This window comes from Vibrio sp. YQ_11, from assembly GCF_043103065.1.
Lineage (GTDB): Bacteria > Pseudomonadota > Gammaproteobacteria > Enterobacterales > Vibrionaceae > Vibrio > Vibrio parahaemolyticus.
Window position 1 is genome coordinate 246,089 of sequence record NZ_JBICJM010000048.1, and the last position, 14,136, is coordinate 260,224.

Annotated in this window: 10 protein-coding genes; 5 read left to right on the forward strand and 5 right to left on the reverse strand. The window is 43.7% G+C overall.

What is annotated here, in order from left to right:
- Window positions 1-19: 19 nt before the first annotated feature.
- The 4 genes from ACF8EG_RS19585 to ACF8EG_RS19600 form a co-directional block, all read right to left on the reverse strand.
- Entirely contained in the window at window positions 20-685 is a 666-nt protein-coding gene (locus ACF8EG_RS19585; RefSeq protein WP_021453961.1) for a hypothetical protein, read from the reverse strand.
- Window positions 686-879: 194 nt separating this feature from the next.
- On the reverse strand, window positions 880-2,886 hold the full coding sequence (gene prc, locus ACF8EG_RS19590) for a carboxy terminal-processing peptidase (RefSeq protein ID WP_025534473.1): 2,007 nt from the start codon (window positions 2,884-2,886) through the stop codon (window positions 880-882).
- Between the two features lie 17 nt (window positions 2,887-2,903).
- The gene (gene proQ, locus ACF8EG_RS19595) at window positions 2,904-3,533 is read right to left on the reverse strand and encodes an RNA chaperone ProQ (RefSeq protein WP_005458274.1); all 630 of its coding nucleotides are present in this window, start codon (window positions 3,531-3,533) and stop codon (window positions 2,904-2,906) included.
- 97 nt (window positions 3,534-3,630) lie between these two features.
- Window positions 3,631-4,104: a GAF domain-containing protein gene (locus ACF8EG_RS19600; RefSeq protein WP_005480795.1), complete on the reverse strand. Its 474-nt coding sequence runs from the start codon at window positions 4,102-4,104 to the stop codon at window positions 3,631-3,633.
- Window positions 4,105-4,196: 92 nt separating this feature from the next.
- On the opposite strand from ACF8EG_RS19600, the gene ACF8EG_RS19605 reads away from it, so the two are divergent.
- The 4 genes from ACF8EG_RS19605 to rsmF all read left to right on the forward strand — a co-directional run bounded on the left by ACF8EG_RS19605 (window position 4,197) and on the right by rsmF (window position 11,473).
- Window positions 4,197-5,993 carry an ABC transporter ATP-binding protein gene (locus ACF8EG_RS19605; protein ID WP_005480797.1) on the forward strand — a complete coding sequence of 599 codons (1,797 nt, stop codon included), beginning with the start codon at window positions 4,197-4,199 and terminating at the stop codon, window positions 5,991-5,993.
- 24 nt (window positions 5,994-6,017) lie between these two features.
- Complete coding sequence (locus tag ACF8EG_RS19610; RefSeq protein WP_005486416.1) at window positions 6,018-7,265, forward strand: paraquat-inducible protein A; 1,248 nt, start codon at window positions 6,018-6,020, stop codon at window positions 7,263-7,265.
- Complete coding sequence (gene mam7, locus ACF8EG_RS19615) at window positions 7,258-9,906, forward strand: MCE family putative adhesion factor MAM7 (protein ID WP_069507013.1); 2,649 nt, start codon at window positions 7,258-7,260, stop codon at window positions 9,904-9,906. The genes ACF8EG_RS19610 and mam7 overlap by 8 nt, the downstream gene beginning before the upstream one ends.
- A gap of 130 nt (window positions 9,907-10,036) precedes the next feature.
- Window positions 10,037-11,473: a 16S rRNA (cytosine(1407)-C(5))-methyltransferase RsmF gene (gene rsmF, locus ACF8EG_RS19620; protein ID WP_069507014.1), complete on the forward strand. Its 1,437-nt coding sequence runs from the start codon at window positions 10,037-10,039 to the stop codon at window positions 11,471-11,473.
- Window positions 11,474-11,755: 282 nt separating this feature from the next.
- Here the strand turns inward: rsmF and ACF8EG_RS19625 are convergent, their stop codons facing one another.
- Window positions 11,756-12,589: a S1 RNA-binding domain-containing protein gene (locus tag ACF8EG_RS19625; RefSeq protein WP_005457108.1), complete on the reverse strand. Its 834-nt coding sequence runs from the start codon at window positions 12,587-12,589 to the stop codon at window positions 11,756-11,758.
- 191 nt (window positions 12,590-12,780) lie between these two features.
- On the opposite strand from ACF8EG_RS19625, the gene ACF8EG_RS19630 reads away from it, so the two are divergent.
- Window positions 12,781-14,133: a hypothetical protein gene (locus tag ACF8EG_RS19630; RefSeq protein WP_005457111.1), complete on the forward strand. Its 1,353-nt coding sequence runs from the start codon at window positions 12,781-12,783 to the stop codon at window positions 14,131-14,133.
- Window positions 14,134-14,136: the final 3 nt, after the last annotated feature.

Genomic DNA, 14,136 nt, shown 5'->3' on the forward strand with positions numbered 1-14,136 from the left:
AATTAACAATATGAATGACTCATTGTGTGACTCGGTTGAGTACGGCATACATATCACCACTACTATCTTGGATGGTGAGTTCATTTTCTTTTAGTTTGTACGTTGTGCCCTGCTCGCCGTTTTCATACAAAAGAACTAAATACTCGTCTTCAGTGTAAAACACGCCTTGTTTAACGGACTCTTCACCTGCTTCGTTTGAGACACGGAACAAGAACACGAAGTCAGGCTGCAAAATCAGATCCATGTGGTTAATGTTATTTGCCATCAATCCATCGCCAGAGACATGAGAGCTTGACCAAATACCGGCTAGAGCGTTCGATAACCCTTTAGTAAAAGTGACACCGTTTAAATCCAAGGTATTGTGATTGTTTCGGTAAGCGTAAATTTGGGGCTCATCGGTATTCAATCCAAGAACAATTGTGTCTTCATTGGCGTTATACATTCCTTCCCAATGATCGACAGAATAATCTTTTTTCTGAATATCTATGGAGAATGTGTAATCAGAGCCTAAAGAAAGTTTGATCGCTCGGAAGTTTTCAGCCGATTCGTCAGGCCTCGGATTCATTAAATACCAATCCCCAATCAGAAACGGCGTATCAAAGTGACTAAGATCGTCTTCCTTTGTGTTTTCTCCAGCGAACACGCTTAAGCAGAAAAAGCTAAGCAAAATAAAGAACCATTTCATATCGGCATCCTTATCGTTTTCTTTTAGCTTAGGCATTGGTGCTCTATTTCGCGAAATATTTGATCTATATCACGTAAATTATTGCAGTAAAATAAGCGCACAACCGACTTTGTGCCGTCAACTTTGCAGGTTAAAAGGCATAAAAAAAGAGCGAACCCTTAGGACTCGCCCTTTTTGTACTGAATTGCCAGTGCTTATGACTGTTTTGGTGCTTTAAGCATATCAACCATAATCGCAACAGATTCATCTAAATAAACATCAGGTGCTTCGTAGTCTTTAGGCACATCATCCAAAGATTTGAATGTTTTCTTACCCAAAGCCGTTTGACGTTCATTAATACGTTTCAAACGTAATGCTTCTGCTTTATCTGACTCGTCTTTGCGGACTTTCTCGTTTAGAGACAACATGTTGTCGTCTTTTTCTTTACGATACTTCTCAATGTCTTCGTTTATGAAACGGAATTCCATCTCATCAGCGATTCGCTTATTGTGAAGTTCTGTCAAGTTTGCAATCAACTTGTCGTTATCTGGGAATGTCTGATAAGTCGCCTTATCGATGCTATCCCAAGGCAGAGCATTGTCTTCAACACTTTCACCGGTTTCACTCGGATCAATTGGTGTTGGGTACGCAATGTCTGGCGCTACACCACGGTTCTGAGTACTGCCGCCATCGATGCGGTAGAACTTTTGAATCGTATATTGAACATAACCGAGCTCTTTATCGAAAAGATCGTAGATATGATTCAATGAACGATGCTGCTGAACCGTACCTTTACCAAACGAGTTTTCGCCAAGAATGACGGCGCGGTTGTAGTCTTGCATTGCAGCTGCGAAAATTTCAGATGCCGATGCACTGTAGCGGTTGATTAATACCGTCAAAGGACCATCGTAACTTACCAGTCCGTCGGTATCAGCATTAACTTTGATGCGGCCATAGCTGTCGCGCACTTGTACGACTGGGCCTTCTTTAATGAAGAGGCCAGTAAGTGCTGTTGCTTCAGTAAGAGCACCACCACCGTTGTTACGTAAATCAACGATGATACCGTCAACGTTTTTCGCTTTTAGGTCATTAAGTAGCTTGTCTGTGTCTTGTGAAAGACCGACGTAGAAACTTGGTACTTCAAGAACACCAATCTTCTTGCCGTCTTTCTCAATGATCTCTGACTTAACCGCTCGGTCTTCTAAACGAACTTTGTCGCGCACAATTGTGACAATGTAACTCTTTGCGTCATTACCTTCTGGTAAGATTTGTAGATTAACCTTTGTTCCTTTAGGACCTTTGATTAATTGAACTACATCATCCAGACGCCAGCCAATCACATCGACAATTTCTTCACCGTCTTGACCAACACCAATGATACGGTCCCCTTCACCAAGTTGCTTACTCTTAGACGCAGGGCCACCAACTACCAATGAACGAATAATAGTGTAGTCATCTGTCATTTGCAGAACGGCACCAATCCCTTCAAGAGACAGGTTCATTTCTGATTGGAATTGCTCGGCGTTGCGAGGAGAAAGGTAACTAGTATGAGGATCGACCTGTCTTGCGAAGGCGTTCATATAAAGCTGGAACGCGTCTTCATTGTTGGTCTGTGTGATACGCTTCATCGCGTTGTTATAACGCTTCTCTAAAACTTCTTTAATTTCAGGCCATTCTTTGCCCGTCAGTTTTAGATTCAAAGCGTCATATTTCACGCGTTTGCGCCACAACTCATTAAGCTCAGCTTCATCCTTTGGCCATGCGGCTTCTGAACGATCTAGTTCAATCTCGTCTGCGTTATCAAACTTGATCTCTTTGTCGAGCAAAGTCATCGCGTAGGCGAAACGTTCAAAACGTTTTTGCATAGAAAGATTGTAAACATCAAAAGCAATCTTGTTGTTACCAGCTTTAAGCTGATCATCAAGTTCAATTGACCAATCTTTGAAGGAATCGATATCCGCTTGAGTGAAAATATTTCTATTGTAATCAAGCATTTCTACATAGCGTTCAAAGATCGCTTTAGAGAAATCATCGTTTAGATTGAAATGCTTATAATGAGAGCGGGTAAATCGAGAGGTGACTCGTTTGCTGGCTGTTTCGTGCTGAACTTCAGGAGCGAGAACCGGCAAGTCATCTTTATGTAGTTTGGCTTCGAGAGCCTGAGCTGATGCTGCTAGCCATAAGCTAGCAGCAATCAGGGTCACTTTTGAACGGCAATTCATGCGTAGGAGTATCTCCCTTATGCGCGCAAGTGCTCCGCTTTTACAACCATTTGTAGGCCGTTAGCAAGTTGAACACGTACATCATCCTTATTGATCTCAACAATGGTCGCTGCCATGTTTCCTTTGCCCATGTTCACGTTTACTGCATTGCCTACTGTGATTTCATCAGCATTTAGAGCGCGCGTTTCTACAGGCTTAGTTGGTTTTTGTACTTTTGGTTTGTTAGTACGGCGAGGCTGTTGAGGCTTTTTATTAGCCGCTGGTTTTGCTTTCGCCTTACCCTCTTCACGAGCTTTCTGTGCTTGTTCTTTACGACGAGCTTGAACTTTCGCTTTGCTTTCAGCAAGTGTCGCTTTAGCGTGTTCTACGTGTTCTTCTTCTAGTTCACCACAAGGGTTGCCATCTAGGTCAACACGTACCGCACCTGGTTTTACACCGTGTAGGTAACGCCATGATGAAGTGTACTGTCTTAACGCTGCACGAAGCTGAGTTTTGCTTACTTTTTCGTCTTCATTTAGACGTTCCGCAAGATCTTGAAAAATACCAATTTTCAGAGGTTTTGCTTCACCTTCTAAAGTAAAGCACTTAGGGAAACATTCAGCAATATATGCGATAACTTCTTTGCTGTTTTTTAACTTTTCAGTCATGAGGGTTCCTGATTTGAGCGGATTTCCGCGAAGCATTAAGAAAAATATTCTCGTATTATAGTGACATGCCAAGGAAAAACCACACTCGTGGGCTAATTTATGCGTCGTTCGCGTGTGAATTAAGCAGCTTTTCTACTTCTGACATAAAATGAGTGAGACCTTCCTCGTCTGTTTCATTGAATCGACCGATACTTGGGCTATCGATATCCAATACGCCAGCAACTTTTCCTTTGATTGAAAACGGAATCACAATTTCAGAATTACTCGCAGCATCACATGCAATATGACCTTCAAATTCGTGAACGTCGTATACTCTTTGAGTAGTATTTGTTTTTGCAGCTGTACCACAAACGCCTCGTCCCATTGGGATACGAACGCAAGCCGGTTTACCTTGGAATGGGCCTAATACAAGCTCATCCCCTTTTGTTAGGTAGAAGCCTGCCCAGTTGAGGTCTTCAAGCTCCATAAATAGTAAAGAGCTCAGGTTCGCCAAGTTAGCGATAAAGTCTGGCTCAGATTCAATTAGGGCTACTGCTTGTTTGGTGAGTCGTTGGTATTGTTCTATGTTCATATTAACTTCCTACTTATTATTAAAGCTTCCATTCTCTTCGTATGGCGCTAAAATGCTGACCTACTTTAAAATAGGACTTATTCTCAATTACAATGATTCCGAAAAATGACACTATTAGCCGTTCTTGGTTGATAACACAAGTTAAAAAGCACAAGTCCAAGCTGATTTTAGCGAACTTGATTGCTATTGTGGCGACCTTGATTAGTGTTCCAATCCCTCTTCTTATGCCATTAATGGTTGATGAAGTGCTATTGGACAAACCTGCCTCTGGTCTTTCTGCCATGAACGCTGTGCTTCCTGAAGCGTGGCATACCCCAACTGGATATATCTTTTTCACGCTTTTTTTAGTTGTGCTCATGCGCGCAGCCAGCCAAGCGTTGAACATTGTTCAAAGTCGTCAATTCACACTGGTATCGAAAACCATTACGTTTGAGATGCGCAGTAAAATGATCGACAAATTGGGTCGAATCAGTATTCGTCAGTACGAAACCAAAGGCAGTGGAGGAATTAACGCCCACCTTATTACTGATATAGAAACCATCGATCAATTTGTTGGTTCGACACTCGCAAAGTTTGTTATCAGCTTTTTGACCGTAATAGGCACCGCTATCGTTCTGCTTTGGCTAGATTGGCGTCTGGGCTTATTTATTCTACTCGTAAACCCTATTGTCATTTATTTCTCTCGCAAACTTGGCAGTATGGTCAAGCATCTCAAGCGTAAAGAAAACCACTCGTTCGAAATTTTCCAAAACCGACTGGTAGAAACGTTGGATGGTATTTACCAGCTGCGCGCTGCCAATAAAGAGCGCGAATTTCTTCAGCAGTTAAAAGAGAGTGCCAATCAAGTCCGCGTCGATGCTGACAAATACGCCTGGCAATCAGAAGCGGCTGGTCGAGTTTCTTTCTTGCTCTTCTTAATCGGTTTTGAATTATTCCGTGCGGTTGCCATGTTAATGGTGATGTTTAGTGACCTAACAATTGGCCAAATTTTCGCTGTATTTGGTTATCTATGGTTTATGTTGTCCCCTGTTCAAGAGCTTCTTGGAATACAATTCTCTTGGTATAGCGCAAAAGCCGCATTGAAACGTATTAACGACCTTCTAGAGTTGGAAGAAGAAGATAGACCTGTCTCGAAGGTGAATCCTTTCAACGAAACACGCGAAGTCGATGTAAAAATCGAGCATGTGGATTTCTCATATAATAATGAGAACAAAGTGTTGGATGACCTGTCGTTACATATTCCAGCGGGCAAAAAAGTTGCGTTAGTGGGCGCGAGCGGCGGTGGTAAATCAACACTGATTCAACTGCTCATTGGTGTTTACCGACAGAACGCAGGTAGCATTCGTTTTAATGATGAGTTAACAGAAGATATTGGTTTTGAAGTGATCCGCGATAAAATTGCCGTGGTATTACAGCAACCTATACTATTTAACGACACCTTGAGGCATAATCTGACGCTCGGTGGTCACTTTGATGAAATGTCCTTGTGGAGAGCGCTCGAAGTTGCTCAATTACAAGATGTGATTTCTCAACTTAACCACGGTTTGGATACGCAAATTGGCCGCAACGGGATTCGTTTATCCGGCGGACAACGCCAACGCCTAGCGATTGCACGTATGGTGTTAAGCAATCCTCAATTTGTTATTTTAGATGAAGCCACGTCTGCGCTCGATACTGCAACAGAAGCTGCACTACATAAAGCGCTAACAGAATTCCTACGTGGTCGAACAACCTTAATCGTCGCGCACCGTCTATCGGCAGTAAAACAAGCAGATTTGATCTATGTGCTTGAAGATGGGAAAGTGACACAAACAGGAACCCATGGTGAGCTCGTTGAGCAAGAAGGCTTATATCAAACCTTGTACGGGGGCATTCAGTCCCAAGCTTAAACCCTTCTTATTAGAGAGGTCTTTATGACCTCTCTGTCTAAGCATGCCATGCAACCTAATAGTGTGCGTTTATGCCAAGGTTGCGAACTCCCTGTCGATATTGTCGATTTACCTAACGGTAAAAATGCACATTGCCCACGCTGTGGTACGCAATTATATCGCGGAGGCAGCCCTAGCCTTTCTGGTAATTTAGCGGTCGCGATAACCTGTATCCTGCTATTTATTCCGTCGCACTTCTTTAACTTCATTAGCATCAGGCTTTTTGGTGTGATGATTCCGGCAACCTTACCCTCTGGGATGATAACCTTGATGGAAGAAGGCTTTGTTCTTCTTTCATTGTTAATTCTATTTTGTAGTTCACTTGCCCCATTGACCGTATGTGTCTCGGTCGTGACTGCACATATCTCATTGCATCAAAGATGGTTTAAGGGGCTGCGCGTCTCACTGTGGCTGATTCAACATTTGAAACACTGGGTAATGTTGGATGTGTTTTTGGTCAGCATTGCGATCTCTTGTTTTAAGCTTCAAGACTATTCAGATATTTTTGTTGGCCCCGGATTGATTGGCTTGGTCTTGCTGCAAATATTTACTGTTCTTCTGGTATCACGCATCAGCGTTCGTCGTTATTGGGAAGCTTGGAAACCAGAAAACACGTACTCTTTCGAACACAAAGATGTGCATTGTCACGAGTGTCATCTCTCTCAACCTGAAGGTGAGCGTTGCCGACGTTGTCATCATGAGCTATATCATCGTAAGCCAAACTCGATTCAAAAAACGTGGGCTTACCTAGTCGCGGCTACTATCGCGATTTTTCCTGCTAACCTTATTCCTATTTCGATTTTGATAACCAACGGTCAACGCCTTGAAGATACGATTTTCTCTGGTGTTGCGTCTTTGGTCAGAAGCGGAATGTATGGTATCGCCATTATTATTTTTGTTGCCAGTATCGTTGTGCCAGTCGTTAAAATCCTCGGCCTTGCCTATATTATGCTGTGCATCAAATTCAAGCGTTCGGTGTTTCGAAGACAACGAATGATGGTTTACTTTGCAGTAAAGTGGATCGGTAAATGGTCTGTCATGGACTTGTTTGTTATTTCTATCATGATGACCTTGGTCGATCGCGGTCAAATACTCGACTTTACACCAGGTTACGGCGCGGTCGCGTTTGGTTTAGTCGTTGTGCTGACAATGTTAGCCGCAGAGAGTATTGACCCAAGGCTAATCTGGGATGAAGCCCCAAAACAATCAGAAAAAGAGTCAATTAATGAGTGATCAGAACAATTCTCAAACATCGTATGTGCCTGATGTTAAGAGGAGCAAAGGCATATCTCCACTTTGGCTACTGCCAATTTTGACGATGGTGCTCGCCGGCTGGCTTGTGGTGAAGTCCATCCATGATGCGGGGCAACGAGTACAGATTTACTTCTCCGACGCTGCTGGTTTGGTGGCGGGACGCACAACTATCCGTTACCAAGGTTTGGAAGTCGGTATGGTGCGTGACATTAATTTGTCCGAAGATCTCGGCAGCATTTACGTGGATGCAGACATCTACCCTGAAGCAACGAAGTTACTAAACGATAAAACGCGTTTTTGGCTCGTCAAACCAACCGCGAGTTTAACTGGTGTGTCGGGCTTGGATGCGCTTGTTTCTGGTAACTACATCTCTATCCAACCGGGGGACGGTCAAGAATTTGAGACCACATTCCACGCTCTCGATTCGGCGCCAACGGACCTACGTGTTTCACAGGGTTTGAACATCAAGCTTAAAAGCAGAGACTTAGGCGGCGTGTCGATTGGCTCTCAGATTGTCTATAAGAAAATTCCTATCGGTGCGGTCTACAGCTACCAACTGGATGAAGATGCGAAATCCATCACTATCCAAGCTAATATCCAAGAGCAATATCGACACATCATCAATGACCGCAGCCGTTTTTGGAACGTCAGCGGCATTGGCGCCAGTATTGGTTTTGAAGGTGTTGACGTACGCTTAGAAAGCATGAGTGCCCTACTTGGTGGCGCTATCGCGGTTGACTCCCCGGACGATGGCGAACCAGTGGAAGAAAATACCGAGTTCCGCTTATATAAAGACTTGAAAACAGCAGGTCGAGGCATTGCGATCAAAATTGCTCTACCTGACGACAATAAAGTCAGCAGCGAAGGCGCACCAATCATGTACCGTGGCATTGAAATTGGTCAGGTCACCGACTTAAGCCTTTCTGAAGGACGAGAAGTCATTTTGGCGTCAGCAGCAATTCAGCCTGCTTTCAGTGACATGCTTACCACAGGCACTCGCTTTGTTTTGGAAGAAGCGAAAGTGTCATTGTCTGGTGTCGAAAACATTGCAAACCTAGTTAGAGGAAACTTCCTCACTATCGTTCCTGGCGACGGCGAACGCTCTCGCCGCTTCACTGCAATTCGCAAAAACGTATTTAATCAACAGCAAGAAAAGTCTATCGCGATTCGCCTAATTTCTGACAATTCATTTGGTTTAGATAGCGGAGCGAACGTGCTCTATAAAGGTATTGTGGTCGGTTCCATCATCAACGTTGGTTTGGTTGATGAGAAAAAACAAGCGAAGCACGAAGTCTTTATGGATGTGCTGATTGATCACGAATACAAGCATCTTATTAAATCAAATAACCGTTTTTACGTGACTGGTAGCGCTTCTGCAGAGCTTACTGAGTCTGGGTTGAGCGTCACTGTTCCGCCAGCAAAACAACTACTGACCGGTTCTATCAGTTTCGTCAGTGAAGGTTCTGAGTCAATTCAGAAAGAATACCAACTGTTCCAGAACGAATCGTTAGCAGAACTCGCGCAGTACAACAAAACTGGCTCGAAAACATTAATGCTGTTTGCTTCAGAGCTACCACCAATTTCGAAAGGCAGCCCTCTACTCTATCGAAATCTGCCTGTAGGTAACGTCTCGGACTTTCATCTCGTCGATGGTGGCGTATTGATTAAAGCGACCATTGAAAATCGCTTTGCTTATCTGGTCACCCCACAAACCGTTTTTTGGAATCGTTCAGGTATCGAAATTGATGCCTCACTTTCTGGCGTTAGCGTTAAAGCACATCCACTAAAATCTCTAATTGAAGGTGGAATTGCCTTTGATTCCGTGCCTGGCGTGGAAAACAAAGTTGGAGAACGTTGGAAACTTTACGCTGATCAGCAAAAAGCGCGCAAATTTGGTCGAGTCATTTCGCTAGAAACAGACGGCACGCAAGAAGTACTTAAAGGTATGCCGATTGAATACCAAGGCGTGAAGGTAGGTGAAGTGACGCTTGTCGTACCGAATTTCCGTCGCAATCTGGTTGAAGTCACCGCCCGAATTTTGCCGGAATACGTGGAAAATATCGCGGTAGAAGGCACGCATTTTTGGCTAACTGAACCTGAAATTGGCCTTGGCGGCGTGAAGAACTTAGGTGCGCTGGTTTCAAAATCTATCAGCGTTGAACCGGGTAATGGTAAGGCGAAGTTCGATTTCCAATTAGAAAAAGGGTTTGACCGTGTAGAAGGCGTCATGTTTACCCTGCAAAGTGAGCAACGCGGTTCGGTTCAAGTCGGCACTCCTGTTCTCTACCGTCAAATGGAAGTTGGTCAAGTTACCGATGTTCGCTTGGGCGAGTTCGCTGATCGCGTGGTTTCCACCATCAAAATCAAGCCTGAATACGCGTATTTAGTGCGTCAAAACAGCGTGTTCTGGAATGTGTCTGGTGTGGATGTTTCTATCGGTATTACTGGTGCGAACATCAAAGCAGGTACGATTGATAGCCTCGTGCGTGGTGGCATTGCATTTTCAACGCCAGAGCAATCACAAATTCCACCAGCAGCAAAACGTGGTCACTCTTTCTATCTTTACCCACGTGTCGATGAAAGTTGGGTTCAATGGAGAACGCCAATTCCTAAGCCCTAAGGCGGGATATTGATTCGATGTAAAGAGCAGCAATCGCTGCTCTTTTTTATGGTCGTTAACCTTGTCACTATTCGTTTCTGCGTCGCTTTCGTATATTATTTGCGACAAATTCTGCAAACGAGATTCCACATTGCATCCTAATGTTTACATCCCAGACGCGTTTCTGGAAAAAATCCAAACTATCCTTCCTGCGAACCTCAACATGGAAGATTTCATCTCTGCATGTCAAAGGCCTCTTCGCAAAAGTATCCGCGTAAACACGCTCAAAATGAGTGTGGAAGACTTTGTTAAGCGCGCGGACGACAAAGGATGGACATTATCACCCGTCCCTTGGTGTGACACTGGTTTTTGGATTGAAGCCGACGAGTCGGTTGTACCATTAGGCAACACAGCAGAACACATGTCTGGCTTATTCTACATTCAAGAAGCCAGCTCGATGATGCCGGTATCTGCCCTATTCATGAATGACGAATCTTACGATGCGGTACTAGACACCGCTGCTGCACCAGGTTCAAAAACCACGCAGATCGCCGCACTAATGAAAAATGAAGGTGTACTTGTCGCGAACGAGTACGCGGCAAGCCGCGTAAAAGTTCTGCATGCCAACATCGAACGCTGTGGTGTGCGCAATGCCGCTTTGAGCAACTTTGATGGCCGCGTTTTTGGTGGTTGGTTACCTGAACAATTTGATGCGGTATTGCTTGATGCCCCTTGTTCTGGCGAAGGCACAGTTCGTAAAGATGAAGATGCCATGAAGAACTGGACACAAGCGTCCGTTCTAGAAATCGCAGATACGCAAAAAGATCTCATTGAAAGCGCATTCCACGCACTTAAGCCAGGTGGCGTGTTAGTTTACTCAACGTGTACGTTAAGTACCGAGGAAAACCAGCAAGTTTGCCATCACTTAAAAGAAACCTTTGGTGACGCGGTTGAGTTTGAGAGTCTGGATGGATTATTTGAAAATGCAAACGCCGCATTAACAGAAGAAGGTTTCTTACACATCTTCCCTCAGATTTATGACTGTGAAGGCTTCTTTGTTGCGCGTATTCGCAAACACCATTCTGTAGAGGCGCCACAAGTGAAAAAGCGCATGGGCAAATTCCCGTTCGTAAAAGCGTCGAAGAAAGAATCAGAAGAGATTTCAAAGCAACTACACAACGCATTGGATATTGAGTTACCTTCCGAAAGTACGGTTTGGCTCCGAGATAAAGACGTTTGGCTATTCCCAGATGCGCTTGAGCCTATGATTGGCGAATTACGTTTTTCTCGCATGGGCATTAAAATCGCTGAAGCACATAAAAATGGCTACCGTTGGCAACACCAAGTCGCGACCGCACTAGCGACGGGTGCTGAAAGCAACGCTATTGAGCTAACGATTGAAGAAGCACGTGAATGGTACATGGGCCGTGATGTTCGTCCTCAAATCATTCCAGAAGGATTGAAAACAGGTAAAGGCGAAGTGCTAGTTAAGTACCAAGGTGCGATTATCGGTTTAGGTAAGTGGGTCAGTAACCGCATTAAAAATGGTCTTCCTCGTGAGTTAGTACGAGATAAGAACTTATTTTAAAGAAATGACGAACCATAAATAAATGAAAAGCCATCGTATTTGCGATGGCTTTTTAGTTCGTAAGTATGAAAGCTCGTAGGGCTGCTAGCGATTCAAGCTCGCTGTACTAAACTGAAGATATCAAAGTAACGCTTTGATACGGCATTTCTCTCTACGTTAACCACCCAATAAATGGTTGACGAAAGTTTAGCGCAGGCTCTGTAGAGCCGTTTCCCCTAGGCCCAAAAAATGGAAGAGTTTGGGCCGTTTTTTTGGCTGCTTTCTAGCGTTTAAGCAGATAAGTTAAGCGAGACGGATACCGTCTTTCTCAATAACAATCTTACCTTGCTTGTACAAACCGCCGATGGTCTTTTTGTACGTGCCTTTACTTGTACGGAAAGCATCAAAAATCGCTTCTGGCGAAGACTTATCGTTCAGAGGAAGGAAACCGCCCTTCTTCTCCAAGAGATCAATAATCTTGCTTGAAAGATCATCCATCTTCGCCACGCCGACTTTTTGTAGAGATAAGTCAATTTTGCCATCTTCACGGACTTGCTTGATGTAACCTTTCAGTTTTTTACCGATAAACAGCTTACCAAACACATCAGAAGGGAAAATCATGCCCCAGTGTTTGCCGTTTACAATCGCTTTGTAACCAAGTTGGCTTCGTTCTGCGATAATCAGATCAACTTCTTCGTTTACTTCGTAGTTTGCTGGCGTTTTATCAAGCCACTTGTTGAACTTCGTCGTACCAACAATACGTCCCGACGCTTTATCGGTGTATACATAAACCAGAATGTTTTGACCCGCAGTAAAGCGAGCTCGTTGCTCACTAAATGGGATAAGAAGGTCTTTCTCTTTAATGCCCCAGTTTACGAATGCACCCGTTTGATTGATGCCTTCGATTTTCATCAAGCCCCACTCGCCTACTTGAGCGATTGGCTTGTCAATGGTCGCAGCAAGTTGGCTTTCTGAGTCAAAGTACAAAAATACTTCGATGTGATCGCCAAGTTCAGTGCCTTCAGGTACATGTTTATTAGGCAGCAGAACAGAGCCGTAATCGTCACCATCCAGAAATACGCCAAAATCAGCCTTTTTAATGACTTCTAAGCTGTTAATTTGACCAATTTTAATCATTGATATTGTCTCTCTTAAAATTTACACGGAATTATACCTAAACTAACAAGAAAATCAGAGAGAAAAGCAAACCTCTCTGTTATGCTGTCTGCTCGGCTATTTGCCCCAGTCACTCTCTTAGCAATCTCGACCTTACACGCTCAACTACATTACGTAAGGCAAGAGTGCTTTAGCAAAGTCAGGAGCTTTCTTTGGTCACCGTCGATAAACAAGACTCAGTAACATTAAAAATTAGCCACGCGCTCGCAGAAAGCAAAAGTGTCGACCTAGATATTTACTTCTTTGTGCCTGGTGAGCTTGGTTTAAACGCCGACATCATCAGTGAATCCGAATTTTATTACACTTCTATCACTCAGCAACGTGCTTATTACAGTACAGAAATTCTATTGCCGCTTGTTCACAGCCGATTAGCGAAGCGCGGACGTCTTTCTAATCAGCAATACCGCGTAAGTTTGAGTTTATTCGCCTACCAGTACGTTATCGCATTAGATAAAGCAGTGGCGAGTTTGAATAAGCACGAGAGCAACTCCGTTACAGAAGATGAAGTGGACGAAGTCATTGAGTTGACGCTTGAGATCTTAAAACGCTTGAGACGCTCTATCCCTTATGAAGAAAACTTAAAGCGTTACTACGTTAATATTGATAACTATTTGTCGTGGTATACCGAGCAAAAGTTTTTGTCTCTCGTTGCTCATCTTCCTCGAGAAGGCGATTACAGCACCATTAAACAGCGTTTGATTACTCTGTGTGAGAAAGAACAAGCGCATCGCAAGCTAAACAAATACAACTCTCCACGCGTGGTTGAAGACGTGACGCGTCTTTCAAACAAAATGCGTTTGTTAAGACGTCTGATTGAACACCCTATTGTTTTACGTGAGCAAACTATCTCCATGGGTAACAACATCAAGCGAGCGATTAAAGGGATTGCGACGGGCTTGGTTATGGTCGTAGTGACATCGACCGTTATTCTAGCCCGAGACTACCTTGGCGAGATCTCCGCATCTTTCATAATAGCGATGTCTTTTATCTATGCTTTACGCGAAATTTTTAAAGATGATCTGCGTGATGCAATGTGGCGTTGGATTCGTAAAGGCAAACCTAAGTGGCGTAAAAAGTACATCGACCCGACGACGAAGAAAGTCGTCGGTAAAAAATTAGAATGGCTTGATTATAAAACGCTATCGAGCTTGCCAGACAAGATTCAACAGATTCGAAAAAAACGCGTCGTTCAAAGAGAAGAACAAATTCTTCACTACCATGAAAAAACAGAAATGGCGACGTCGCTCTTTTTAAGTGGTTACGAACAGACTCGAGAAACGTTGAACATCAGTTTACGCCCGATCATCCGCCTAATGGATAAGAGCTCAAACCGCGTTTATCGTCTAAATGAAGGGCAAGTGACCAAAGAGTCTGTAGAGAAACGTCATTTACTCAATGTGATCGTCAAAGAAGACAACCACACTGATGCGCCCGTTTACTACCGTTGGAAAGTCGTGCTTAACCGTTCGAAAATAGTCTCTATAGAGAAAATCGAGCTCAATTAAAAA

Bases quoted from the DNA above. Each gene is read 5' to 3' on its own strand.
- ACF8EG_RS19585 (WP_021453961.1), bottom strand. From the start codon at position 685: ATGAAATGGTTCTTTATTTTGCTTAGCTTTTTCTGCTTAAGCGTGTTC.
- prc (WP_025534473.1), bottom strand. From the start codon at position 2,886: ATGAATTGCCGTTCAAAAGTGACCCTGATTGCTGCTAGCTTATGGCTA.
- proQ (WP_005458274.1), bottom strand. From the start codon at position 3,533: ATGACTGAAAAGTTAAAAAACAGCAAAGAAGTTATCGCATATATTGCT.
- ACF8EG_RS19600 (WP_005480795.1), bottom strand. From the start codon at position 4,104: ATGAACATAGAACAATACCAACGACTCACCAAACAAGCAGTAGCCCTA.
- ACF8EG_RS19605 (WP_005480797.1), top strand. From the start codon at position 4,197: ATGATTCCGAAAAATGACACTATTAGCCGTTCTTGGTTGATAACACAA.
- ACF8EG_RS19610 (WP_005486416.1), top strand. From the start codon at position 6,018: ATGACCTCTCTGTCTAAGCATGCCATGCAACCTAATAGTGTGCGTTTA.
- mam7 (WP_069507013.1), top strand. From the start codon at position 7,258: ATGAGTGATCAGAACAATTCTCAAACATCGTATGTGCCTGATGTTAAG.
- ACF8EG_RS19625 (WP_005457108.1), bottom strand. From the start codon at position 12,589: ATGATTAAAATTGGTCAAATTAACAGCTTAGAAGTCATTAAAAAGGCT.